This is a genomic window from Microbispora catharanthi, assembly GCF_006334915.2.
In the GTDB taxonomy this organism is placed as follows: domain Bacteria; phylum Actinomycetota; class Actinomycetes; order Streptosporangiales; family Streptosporangiaceae; genus Microbispora; species Microbispora catharanthi.
This window is the reverse complement of sequence record NZ_VDMA02000022.1, coordinates 98,417-110,609: the sequence shown is the minus strand read 5'-3', so window position 1 is coordinate 110,609 and position 12,193 is coordinate 98,417. Positions and strand designations below refer to the sequence as shown.

The following is a 12,193-nucleotide window of genomic DNA, read 5'->3' as shown; positions in this document are numbered from 1 at the left end:
GCTGTGGAGGTGCTACCCGGCGAAGTCCGTGACGTGGTCGCGGGCCCAGGTGGCGAAGGTGCGGGGAGCGTGGCCGGTCACCTGTTCGACGGTGTCGGTCAGGGGCACGGGGCGGCCGTCATTGGCCTGCCAGTAGTCGAGCAGGGCGTCCGCGTAAGGACCGGGGATGTAATCGGCCATCTCCTGCCTCCATTCCTCGGGGGTGACGTGGTTGACAGTGATCGGCCGGCCGGTGATCTCGGCGAGTTGCTCGATCTGTTCGCTGAACGTGAGGCTCTCCGGGCCGGTCAGGTGGAGGCACCGGCCCCGATGGCGCGGGTCGGTGAGCACGGTGAAGGCCACTTCTGCGAGGTCCCGTTCGTGGACGGGGTCGGTGTGGGAGCCCGGGTAGGGCAGGCTCACCGGGCGGCCGGCCCTGACGGGCCAGGCCCAGGCGCCCGCGTTGCCGGCGAAGGAGCCGGGGCGCAGGATCGTGGTGGTGAGCGGTGCGGCGAGCAGTGCGGTCTCGACGTCGAGGTGGGACGCGGCCAGCGGGTTGCCGGCCGCGCCGGGGTCCAGCACGCTGGCGGAGGACAGCAGGACGACGTGCTCGACCCCGGCCGTGACGGCGGCGTCGACGAACTCGGCGATGTGCGAAGCCTCGGCGTACAGGAAGACCTCGGTGACGCCGGCGAGAGCGGCCGGGAAGGTGGCGGGATCCCGCAGGTTGCAGGTGACGGCCGTGACGCCGTCGGGGACCCGCAGTTGTCCGGGGTTGCTGGAGGCCACGCGTACGGGGCGACCGGCATCGAGCAGCAGGGTCAGCAGGTGGGTGGCGACCGCGCCGCGGCCTCCGGTGACGAGAATCATGGGAATACTCCGGTGATCGGTACGGATGTGCATGCGAATGCCTTCCGGCGGAAGCGTGGAAGGCTCAGTGGGCAGGCGCTCCCCGGCGCGGAAGCAGCGGGATGCTCATCGCGCATGCCGCGGTGACGGCCAGGGTGAGGAGCAGGCAGGGCAGAACGTCTGGACGGCTCGCCCGGCGTGACGGTGGCCAGGTAGACCGTCGACGCGATGGCGGAGCCGGCCGCGTTGACGATCTGCTGCACCGCGTTGAGCACGCCGCCGGCGCTGCCGGCCTGGGCGCCTCCGCCGACGATCATGAGGGAGCCCATCGCGAGCGTGTAGCTCGCGCCGAGCCGGGGAGCCGGTGACCAGGAGGCGCCGAGGTCCCGCACGGTGGTGGGGGCGGCCACGTTGGTCACCGTGGTGCTCAGCAGATCGAGCACGTCGGCGGCGACTACGAGCAGGAAGATCGCCCGCACGTGGAGACAGGGTTGAGGACATGGCGAGGCAGACTCTCCACTGAGAGATCCAGACAGCCTTTACTGAGGCTGTCGTGCCGGCCGGATGTCCCGACGCGCTCGTGAACGAGCACTGCACCTTACGATCAAGAAATTACCACGAACCCGACGCAACCGGAGAACCCGGCAGGCAGATCCAACCCGAGCGCCCTGGGGTGAATCCGTGCTTCTCGCTGTCAGTGACCGCGGTTGGCGGCGCAGCTCCCGGGAGGTGGCGCGGGCAAGGTGATCGGCTGCTGCCGCCGGTACTGTTCCAGGTCGATGAGGTTCCCGTTGATCGCGTTGCGCCTCTGGAGTTCCGCCCAGTACACCGGGTCGAGGAAGATCGCGGGGTTCCACAGCGACTGCGTCAGGTCCGCCAGTTGGCCCAGGTACAGCACAGCGTCGGCCAGCCTTCCCAAGGGGACGCCGCACAGCCGCGGCGCGTCCATGAACTGTCCCGCGTCGGTGGATTCCAGCCAGGTGCCTGAGCACGGGATCACGGTGCGCCGTGGACAGGTCACCAGGCGGGGATGGCTACCGGCCACGATTACGTAGACGTGCTGGCCGGTCTGTTCCTCGATCAGCGGGACTCCGTGGTCGGCGTTCTGTCCTGGCCCCGGCGAGTGCATCACGTGCCCGCTGCCGTAGCAGATCAGTGCCCGGCGTTTCTTGGCGAGCACTTCCCGTTTCACCACTGACGCCATGTGGGCGTCACGTTGGGCGAGAAAGACATCCACTTGGTCTTGGGTGGTGATGTGGGACCAGTCGATCGGCGGATCCCCGAGCAGCACCCGGATCCTTCGCTCCGCAGGCAGCGTCCAGTTGACGGCGCGGACCGTCCGGAAGAACTGTTCACGGATCGGCTGGTCGCCGGTGGCCCCAGGTGACTGCGTGGTGTTCCGCCAGACCTGCCGCAACACTTGGTCGTCGACAGCCGCCCCGGCGACGAACCGGTCGACGATCGGCTGGTACAGCGCGTTGCCGAACTCGACGACGATGTCGTCGACCACCTGCGGCAACCGCGGATCTGCGAGCAGCGCCTGCTGCGCGTCACCATGTTCCTGCTGGCCGTGTGACTCACCGATCGCAACGAGCCGGTGGCGCTCGAAGGCCGCGAGCACCGCCTTGTTGAGGTCCCGTGTGGCCGCGTCGGCCCTGCCCGCCGAGCCGGTCGTCAGCCGCCCGCCGGCGCTGCCCGCCGAGCTGGTCGTCAGCAGTCCGCCGACTGCCGTACCGGCACCGGTGACGGCGAGGAACCTACGCCGCGTCAACCGTGGATCTCTCACGTCTTGTCCTTTCCGAAGGGCGATTTCGCTCGTGTGACGGACACCGTGCTCACGGGTCGCGCCTTTCGTGGACGCCTCTCCGGGATGGTTGTACGGCACGGCCGGTGTCGGCCGGGTGTCAGCGGCTGACACCCGGCCGACACCGGATCCCTGGCATCGTGAGCAGTGCGGTCGCGGCCTGCCGAACGCGGCACCGCCGACGAGAAGGAGGACGTTCGTGCGAGTTCTGGTCGTCGAAGACTTCGAGGTTCTGGCGAGGGCGATCGGGACCGGATTGCGCCGCGAGGGCATGGCGGTGGACGTCGTTCTCGACGGCGACGACGCGCTGGCCCACCTGGCCGGCACCCGATACGACGTGGTGGTGCTGGACCGCGACCTGCCCGGCACACCCGGCGACGACGTGTGCCGTGACATCGCCGCCGGTGGCGCCGGGTCGCGGGTGCTGATGCTCACCGCCGCCGGCACCGTGCGAGACAGGGTCGAGGGCCTGGGTTTGGGCGCCGACGACTACCTGCCCAAGCCGTTCGACTTCACCGAACTCGTGGCCCGCGTGCGCGCGCTGGGGCGCCGCTCGGCGCCCGCCGTGCCTCCGATCCTCCAGGCAGAAGATCTGACCCTGGACCCGAGCCGGCGGGTGGCCTTTCGCGGCGGACGGCGCTTGGAGCTCACCCCGAAGGAGTTCGCCCTGCTGGAATGCCTGCTCGCTGCCGGTGACCGGGTTGTGTCCACGGAGGAGTTGCTGGAACGGGTCTGGGACGAGGCCGCCAATCCGTTCACCACGGCCGTCAAGACGACGGTGCGCCGGTTGCGGGCCAAACTCGGCGAACCGCCGGTGATCGAAACCGTCCGTGAGGGCGGCTACCGGATCGGAGTCCCGCGATGAATCCCGCATCGGACCCAACGGTGACCGGCCGTGCCGGCCGCGCCCGGCACCACCTGCGCCGGCCGTCCCTGCGCACGCAGCTCACAACGCTGTACGCCGGCCTGGTTCTGGCCGTCGTCGTCCCGATGCTGCTGCTCGCCGGCTTCCTCTTCGGGAGAGACCAGATCCGCGTCCGGGCCGGGGACGCCGCCCCTCCGCCCGACACGGCCACCCAGCAAATCGATGCCGCGCTCGCGATCACCGCGATCATCGTCGTGGTCCTCACCGTGCTGATCGCGTGGTGGCTGGCCGGGCGCTTCCTCCGCCCGCTGCGCGCCATGACCGTGACCGCCCAGGAGATTTCAGCCACCAACCTCAACCGGCGGCTCGGCCTGCGCGGCCCGGACGACGAGCTGACCAAGCTGGGGCGCACCCTCGACGACCTGTTCGACCGGCTGGACTCCTCGTTCGCGGCACAGCGCCACTTCGTGGCCAACGCCTCGCATGAGCTGCGCACCCCGCTGGCCGGTCAGCGCGCCGTACTCCAGGTCGCGCTCGCCGACCCCGACGCGAGCGAGGCCAGCCTGCGAGCCGCGTGCGAGGAAGCACTCGGTCTCGGCGAACTGCAGGAACGTTTGATCGACGCCCTGCTCACACTTGCGGAAGGACAGAAGGGCATCGAGCACAGGGAAGCGGTCGACCTGGCTGATGTCACCAAGGGGGTGATGCTGTCGCGCCGTGCGGAGGCCATCCGGCGAACCATCACGGTCCAGGCATCGCTGAACCCAGCACCGATCAGCGGTGACCCCGACCTGCTCGCCAGCATGATCGGCAACCTGGTCGACAACGCACTCCGCCACAACGTCCCCGACGGACACGTCACCATCGCCACCGAACTCACGAACGGTCGCGCCCGCCTGTCGGTCGGCAACACCGGCCCGACCATCCGATCCCAGGACCTGCGACGGCTTTTCCAACCGTTCCAGCGACTCGGTACCCAACGAACCCACACCGCCGGCGGCCACGGACTGGGCCTGGTCATCGTGCGGGCCGTCGCCGAAGCACACGGCGCGCAGCTGACGGCCCACCCCCGCCCCGGGGGCGGCTTGGACGTGACAATACTGTTCGACTGATGCCACCCGGCCGACGACGGTGCCGCCCGCCCTGTCGCCTGCCCGGGCGGCACCCTGTGCGCCGCCCGCTTCGTGGACGCCCGAACGGCTCAGTCGCTGTCGCGGACCTTGTCGTACAGCAGGCACAGTGCCCCGCTCTCGGCCTGCGCGACGGAGACAGCCCGCCAGCCGGTGGCGGGAAGGCCGTCGGCGAACAGGCGGGGCCCGTCGCCGACCAGCTCGGGCGCGAGCGTGATGCTCAGCCGGTCGAGCTCTCCGGCCCGCAGCAGGGCCTGGATGACGCTGGTGCTGGCCAGAACCACGATGTCGCCGCCGTCCTGCTGTCGCAGCTCCTTCACGACCTCGGCGGGGCCGGCGGCGACGATGCGGGAGTTCCGCCATGGGGCCTCGGTGAGCGTGGTGGAGAAGACGACTTTCTCGACGGTGTTCAGCCACTGGGCGAAGGCCCGGTCGCGGGGGTCGGCCGACTCGTCCTCGGCCACCGTGGGCCAGAAGCCGCCGAAGCCCTGGTAGTTCTTGCGGCCCAACAGCGCGGTGGTGGCCCCGGCGGTCACCTCGACCATGTGGTCGCGGGCCACGTCGCTGACGGCGTGGGGGACGATCCAGCCCATGTCGTACTCGCCGCCGGGCCCGTGGATCCGGCCGTCGAGAGAGAGGGTGATGTTGGCGATTACGGTGCGGTTCGTTGTCATGAGGCAAGTCTTCTCGGGGCGAGAGTGACTAACATCGGCCAGATGGCTGATATGCCAGATTCGGACATGGCCGACAACGGTGCTCCGCCGCCGGAGCTGACCTCGTTCGTCGGCCGCCGGGCCGAGTTGCACATGATCGGAGCCGCCCTGGGCGAGGTCCGGCTGGTCACCCTGGCCGGTGCGGGAGGCTGCGGCAAGACCCGTCTCGCGGCCCGGCTCGCCAGACGGCCGGCGCGTCTGCCGCGCGACGGCGTGTGGTGGGTGGATCTCGCGCAGGAGACCGACCCGGCGGCGGTGCCGCGCCTCGTCGCGGCGGTCCTGCGGGTGCTCCTCGCCGGCGACTCCGACGGGACCGCCGCCCTGTCCAGGCAGCTGCGCGAGCGCGAACTGCTTCTGGTGCTGGACAACTGCGAGCACCTGCTGGACGGCGTCGCCGACGTGGTGGCGGGCCTGTTGCGCCACTGTCCGCACGTCACCGTCCTGGCCACCAGCCGGGAACCGCTCGGCCTGCCCGGCGAGCTGGTCTGGCGGGTCCCACCCCTGGACGCGCACGACGGAGTCGCCCTTTTCCTCGACCGGGGCCATGACGTGCCGCGCACCGAGGAGGCCCTGACCGCGGTGCGCCGCATCTGTGCCCGGCTGGACGGCATCCCTCTCGCGCTGGAGCTGGCCGCCGCCTGGACCGGCACGCTGACGCCTCAGGAAATCGACGCCGAGCTGGACGACCGGTTCTCGATCCTGGTGACCGGCAACCAGGGGGCTGCGCCGCGGCACCGCACGCTGGCGGCGTCCATGGCCTGGAGCCACGACCTGCTTCAGGAACGCGATCAGGTGCTGTTCCGCCGGCTGGGCGTGTTCGAGCCGGGCTTCACCCTCGCCGCCGCCCAGGGCGTGCTGGACGGCCATGGCCGTGTGGAGCTGCTCACGGGCCTGCGCCGGCTGATCGACAAGTCGCTGCTGCTGGCCGAGACCCGCAAGGGCGTCACCCGCTACCGGATGCTGTCCTCGGTCAGGCGGTACGCGTGGGAGCGGCTCGCCGAGGCGGGCGAGCTGGCCGCCGTGCGCGACCGGCACCTGGCCGTCTGCCTGGCCCTGGTCCGGGAGGCCGCCCCGCTGCTGGACAGCGACAAGGACACCTGGCGGGCCAGGATGCGCGAGGAGTACCCCAACCTGCGCACGGCGCTCGAATGGGGTCTCACCGGCGACCGCCCGGACAAGGCTCGCCGCCTGGCGGCCGAGCTGGCCTGGCTGTGGCACCTGGAAGGCCGGCTCGGCGAGGGCCTGGGGCTGCTCCGGCTGGCGGCCGAGCGGGGCGCCGGCGAGCACAGCGCGCTGCAGGCCCGGGTCCTCACCGGCCTCGCGCTCGTCGCCGACACCACGCATCCGGCCGGGCTGGAGTTCGACGCGGCCCACGCCGCCCGTCTCATGGCGCTCGACCACGGCGATCTGCGGACCGCCTGCCTGGCGGGGTCGCTCAGCGCCATCGGCATGCTGCTCACCTCTCCGGACGAGGCGCGGGTCAGAGCCGCCGCCGTCCACGAGGAGGCCGTCGCGGCCGGCGACGCCTTCGTGGCCGACGCCGCGCAGGTCCTCGTCGGCCTGGTCCACCACATGAGGGAGGAGCATCGCCAGGCGCTGGCGGAGATGGAGGCGCCGGTAAGCGGCCTGCTGCGGCGAGGCGACCGCGGTGTGGCGGCCCTGGCACTCGGCCTGATGGCCCTCGGCAGCGCCTATCTGGGCGAGCTGCCCCGGGCCAGAACGTGGGCGGAGCAGGCGGTCGAGGTCGCCACCCCTCTCGCCGACTACCACCGTGCCGGTACGGCGCGCGCCGTCCTCGCCCACGTGTGCCACCTGCAAGGCGACGACAAGGCCGCCGAGCTCGCCCTCGACCCGGTCATCCGGCTGGTGGACCAGGCGCCCTCGGCTCCCTTCGTGCCGAGGCTCGCGTTGACGATCGGGCGGCTCTGCCTGAGCAGGCGCGAGCCACTGCGGGCGGCCGAGTGGTTCAGGAGTGAGACGGCCTGGCGCGGCGGCGAGCAGCCGGACGAGCTGCTGACCCCGGAGACCCGCATCGCCCTGGCGGCGGCGCTGCGACAGGCCGGCGACCCGGAGGGCGCGGCCCGCGCCTGCGCCGCCGGCCTCGACGCCGCCCGGGCCCTGGGAATGCCGCGCCTGATCGCCGAGGCTCTTGAGCAGCAGGCGTTCCTCGACGAGGCGCGCGCCGTCGCTCTGCATCTGGAGGCCCTGCGCCTGCGCGCCGCCAACGGCCTCCGCCTGGCCTGCGTGGACAGCCTCGAGGCTCTGGCAGCGCTGGCCGACGCCACCACCGGCGCCCGGATCATGGGCGCGTGCGATCGGGCCCGGGAGGAGCTCGGCTACCCCAGGCCGCACCGGCCGAGTGTCCCGGCCGCTCCCGAAGGCCGCCGGATGGAGCTGGAGGAGGCCATCGCCTTCACCGGCCGCGCTCACGGCGGACGCCGCCGTCCCGCCACCGGCTGGGCCAGCCTCACCCCCGCGGAACAGGAGGTCGTACGGCTGGCCGTGGCGGGCCTGTCCAACCCCGAGATCGCCGGCCGGCTGTTCATGAGCCGCAGCACGGTCAAGACGCACCTGGCGCACGTGTACGCGAAGCTCGGCGTGGCCAACCGCACCGAGCTGGCGGCGCTGCACCGCGAACACGACCGCTGAGACGCCGGCCGGCTCCGGCCCGGGGGTCAGACACGCTCTACCGCGAGCGGCCCGCCTCCTGACGGCGCCGCCCGCCCTGGCGCCTGCCCTGAGACCCCCTGTACGCCGCCCACTTCACGGACGCCGTCGATCACCCGCCGTGAGTGCCCGGTCTCCGTGACGCGACATCCACGGCGGAGGTCTCGCACAGCGACGTACGCCCCGTGCATCGCCGTGTCAATTTGTCTGACTTACCGACCTAATATCACTTTATTTGCTCTTTATGTTGATAAGATTATTCAAATCCTTTATGGGCGAAAAGAATTTATTGACATGGGGTGACAGTAAACGTTTAATGTGTGCGATCTTGCATATTTCGTACGGGAGATAACCCATGTTTAGGTTTCCCGGACTGCGGAGTTGGCGTTCGCTCACTGCCGTGGTCGTGGCGGGTGTACTGGTGGGAACCGGGACACCCCCGGCCGCGATGGCGGCACAGGAAAGTCGGACGGGATCCGACGCGGGCCGGCTCAGCGGCTGGCAGCAGGCGCTGAAGCGCGCTGCCGAGATCCGGGAACCGGTCGAGGTGACCGAGGCCCGGACCGAGTTCACCACCACATATGCCAATCCGGACGGCGAGTCGTTCCGGCTGGAGCAGTCGACCACCCCCGTCCGGGTCAAGGGACCGGACGGGACGTGGGTGTCACCCGACGCGACGCTGCAGCGTCGCGCCGACGGAAGCGTCGGACCGGCCGCCGCGGCCGTGGGCATCTCCTTCTCCGGCGGCGGCGACGGCGGGAACCTCGTCACGATGAACCGGGACGGCCGGACCCTCGCGCTGGGCTGGCCGGGAACCCTGCCCGCGCCGGTGCTCGACGGCCCGAACGCCACGTACCAGAACGTGCTGCCGGACGTGGACCTCAGGATGACCGCGACGACCGAGGGCTTCCGCCAGGTCCTGATCGTCAAGACACCGGAGGCGGCGAACAACCCCGCTCTCGGGCGGATCCAGTACGCCGTCAAGTCGTCCGGGCTCAAGGTGGAGGAGACCGCGGACGGCGGCATGTCCGCGACCGACGGCAACGCCACCGAGGTCTTCACCTCGCCTCCGGCCGCGATGTGGGACTCCACCGGGAACCCCGCCGCCGGGCAGGCCGGGACGGCCGACGCCCCCGCCGCGCCGTCCTCCCCGGCCCCTTCCACCGCCTCCACCCCGTCCGCGAAGGGCGGCGCCCCCCAGGGCGCGCCCGCCGCGGACGGCTCACCGGCCCCGAACACGACATCGGGCACGACACCACAGGCGACGGAGACGAGCGCCCCTTCGGACGAGGGGCAGGCCGCCGACGGCCCCGCCCCCGGGGCGGGGCACGCCGAGCTGCCGATCGAGGTCGGCAAGGACACGCTCACGCTCGTCCCCGACGCCGGCCTGCTGCGGCAGAAGGACGAGTCGGCCTACCCCGTCTACATCGACCCGACCGTGACCTGGGGAGAGACCGACAGGACGCTGCTGCGCTCGGACGGCTACAAGTCGTACAACTGGAGCAACGGCAGCAACAACCAGGGTGAGGGCGTCGGCCACTGCGGCACCTGGAACGGCTACTACTGCGGGCCCGGCTACACCCAGCGGCTGTACTTCCAGTTCTCCCCCGCGAGTCTCAAGGGCAAGCAGGTGCTGAGCGCCGCGTTCCGCGTCACCGAGCCCTGGGCGTTCCAGTGCGACCCCCGGTGGGTCGACCTCGTCCGTACGAACAACTTCACGTCGTCCACCACCTGGTCGGGCCGTCCCAAGGAGCTCGACTGGATGGTGGACCGGTACGTGTCGGCGGGGCGCGGCTCGGCGTGCGATCCCGACGAGCCGACCGCGCCGATCGAGTTCAAGGACAACCCCGAAGAGACGAACGAGAACCTGACCCCGACCGTGAAGGACTTCGCGGCGGGCAAGTTCTCCAAGCTCACGCTGGAGCTGCGGGCGCACGACGAGGGCGACACCTCCGCCTGGAAGCGGTTCAGGAACGACGCCGTGCTCGTCGTCGACTACGTGGGTATGCCCGGGGTGCCGACCGGGGTCGGCCTCGTCACCGGCTCGGGCACCGTCTGCGAGACCAAGGAGTCGGCGCCCGCGATCCTCTCCGACCCCACGCCCACCATGGCGACCACCCCGCAGACCCTCGCGGGCGGCGAGTCCGGCGCGATGCTGCGGGGGGCGTTCTACGTCCAGAAGAAGAACGCCGACGGCACCTGGACGCAGGCCTTCTCCACCATCGAGCGGCCGACGACCGGACACGTGGGCGACAACGTGAAGGTGACCGCTGACGCGCCGACGCTGTCGGAGGGCGTGCTCTACCGCTACGACTCGTGGACGCGCTCCTACTACAGCAACTACACCAAGTGGCTGGCCGGGACCAGCAGCTACCTGAGCGCCGGCTGGTGCTACTTCAAGGTCGACCCGACCGCGCCGAAGGCGCCGGTGGTCACGCTCGGCGCGCCGTACACCGCCTGCACCGCCACGAGCTGCGCGCCGGCCGGCGGGCCGGGACAGAGCACGACCGTCACCTTCGGCCCGGCGTCCGGCGACGCCAACAACGTCGCCTACCAGTACCGCGCGTCCACCAGCTCGACCTGGTCGTCCGACGTCACGGGCGCCACGGCGAAGGCGTTGATCACTCCCCCTGCCGCCGGGACGTACAGCCTGTACGTCCGGGCCAAGGACAACGTCGGCAGGTATGGCGCGACCACGGTCGTCGACTTCCTGGTCGCCGCGGGCGCGGGCCCGGCCGGCAGGTGGCACTTCGACGAGGACTCCGGCGCCGCCGTCGACCGGGGCAGCGGACACCACGACGCCACGCTCTCCGGCGGCGCCGTACGGGACACCCGGGGACGCCGCGGCGAGGTCTGGTACGACGACGCGGGCACGGCACTGGACACCCCGAAGGTCGACAAGGGGTTGGGCCTGAACGGCACGTCGGCGTACGCGGCGACGTCCGGGCCGGTGCTGGAGACCCGGTCGGCCTACACGGTCTCCGCCTGGGTGCGGCTGGACAAGGTGAGCGACGACGGCATCGTGCTGTCGCAGGACGGTTCGGGCGGCTACAGCCCCTTCCTGCTCTGGCACGAGAAGGACTACGGCGCCTTCTGCTTCGGCGTCAAGGACAAGGACGAGGCGACCGGCAAGGCCTACTACGGGGTCTGCTCGAAGAACGGCACGTCCCGGGCGAACGTCTGGACCCACCTGGCCGGCAGCTACGACCCGGCGACGCAGAAGCTGAGCTTCTACGTCAACGGCGTGCCGCAGGGCACCGCCACCATCTCCGGCGTGTGGTCGGCCACCGGACCGTTCGAGATCGGCCGCTACAAGTGGGCCAACGTCTTCCAGTTCTACTTCCCCGGCTCGATCGACGAGGTCGCCGCCTGGCAGCGGGTCCTGACCCCGGAGGAGGTCGCGACGGAGGCGCGGTCGGAGTCCCCGGCGTCCGGGCGCAACGACGTGGAACTGGTGGCCGACTGGGACCCGGCGGACGCCGCCGGAACGCAGGTGCCCGACTCGCTGTCGGGTTACGGCCGGGCGCTGGCGCTGGCCGGCGGGGCGTCGCTGGACGGGGAGGGCCTGGTGCTCGACGGCGTGGACGCCGCCGCCACCACCGCGGGCCCGGTCGTGGACGACACCGGCTCGTTCACGGTGACCGTGAAGGTCGAGCTCGACCGGGACAAGATCCTGGCGAAGCCGATCGGGACCGTCGGCCAGGTGGCCGGGCAGCGCACCGCCGACGGGTCGTCGTGGGGCCTGTGGTTCGAGCTGACCGGCAAGGAGACGCAGCTCGACGACGACGGCAACGAGGTCAGCGTCCCGGTCGGCTTCTGGCGCTTCGGCCGGGTCAACAAGGACGGCACGAAGACCTGGGTGAGCTCCGACGCCTCGGCCAGCCTGGACAGCCCGGTCCGCCTGACCGGCGTGTACGACGCCCTGGCGGCGAACGGGCGAGTGGTGCGGCTCTACGTCGGCCACGAGCAGAACGACCTCGACATGGCCTACACCGCCGTGCCCGGGTCGGGCGACTTCGCGGCCGGCAAGGGCTTCAGCGCGACCTCCTGGGGTCACTTCCTCCCCGCGAGGATCACCGATCTGCGGCTGTGGGCGGGCGCCATGGCCGATTCCGACCAGATGGACGCCGTCATCGGCGACTGACGGCGGTGCGGGGACCGGCTCGCCGGTCCCCGCACCTCCCGC

General features: G+C 71.1%; 8 protein-coding genes. 4 read left to right on the top strand and 4 right to left on the bottom strand.

The genetic code is table 11. The features are described from left to right. Positions 1-12: 12 nt before the first annotated feature. From FH610_RS33130 to FH610_RS33120, 3 genes are all read right to left on the bottom strand, one after another. Complete coding sequence (locus FH610_RS33130; protein WP_139579171.1) at positions 13-849, bottom strand: SDR family oxidoreductase; 837 nt, start codon at positions 847-849, stop codon at positions 13-15. Then, positions 846-1,307, bottom strand: a complete 462-nt coding sequence (locus FH610_RS33125) for a hypothetical protein (RefSeq protein WP_139579170.1) — start codon at positions 1,305-1,307, stop codon at positions 846-848. Before FH610_RS33125 ends, FH610_RS33130 begins: the two co-directional genes overlap by 4 nt. Positions 1,308-1,522: 215 nt before the next feature. Further along, the gene (locus FH610_RS33120) at positions 1,523-2,713 is read right to left on the bottom strand and encodes a ChaN family lipoprotein (RefSeq protein WP_139579169.1); all 1,191 of its coding nucleotides are present in this window, start codon (positions 2,711-2,713) and stop codon (positions 1,523-1,525) included. A 118-nt stretch (positions 2,714-2,831) separates the two neighbouring features. Here FH610_RS33120 and FH610_RS33115 point away from each other — a divergent pair, with 118 nt between their 5' ends. Together FH610_RS33115 and FH610_RS33110 are read left to right on the top strand one after the other, a co-directional pair. After that, a complete protein-coding gene (locus tag FH610_RS33115; protein ID WP_139579168.1) occupies positions 2,832-3,497 on the top strand; it encodes a response regulator transcription factor in 666 nt (221 codons plus the stop codon). Positions 3,498-3,517: 20 nt separating this feature from the next. Then, positions 3,518-4,609: a sensor histidine kinase gene (locus FH610_RS33110; RefSeq protein WP_240809339.1), complete on the top strand. Its 1,092-nt coding sequence runs from the start codon at positions 3,518-3,520 to the stop codon at positions 4,607-4,609. An 89-nt stretch (positions 4,610-4,698) separates the two neighbouring features. Here FH610_RS33110 and FH610_RS33105 read toward each other — a convergent pair whose 3' ends face one another. Next, positions 4,699-5,301, bottom strand: a complete 603-nt coding sequence (locus tag FH610_RS33105) for a dihydrofolate reductase family protein (protein ID WP_139579166.1) — start codon at positions 5,299-5,301, stop codon at positions 4,699-4,701. A gap of 42 nt (positions 5,302-5,343) precedes the next feature. Here FH610_RS33105 and FH610_RS33100 point away from each other — a divergent pair, with 42 nt between their 5' ends. Beyond that, positions 5,344-7,989, top strand: coding sequence for a helix-turn-helix transcriptional regulator (locus FH610_RS33100; RefSeq protein WP_139579165.1), 2,646 nt, complete (start codon positions 5,344-5,346; stop codon positions 7,987-7,989). A 439-nt stretch (positions 7,990-8,428) separates the two neighbouring features. After that, a complete protein-coding gene (locus FH610_RS33095; protein WP_205826245.1) occupies positions 8,429-12,151 on the top strand; it encodes a laminin G domain-containing protein in 3,723 nt (1,240 codons plus the stop codon). Positions 12,152-12,193: the final 42 nt, after the last annotated feature.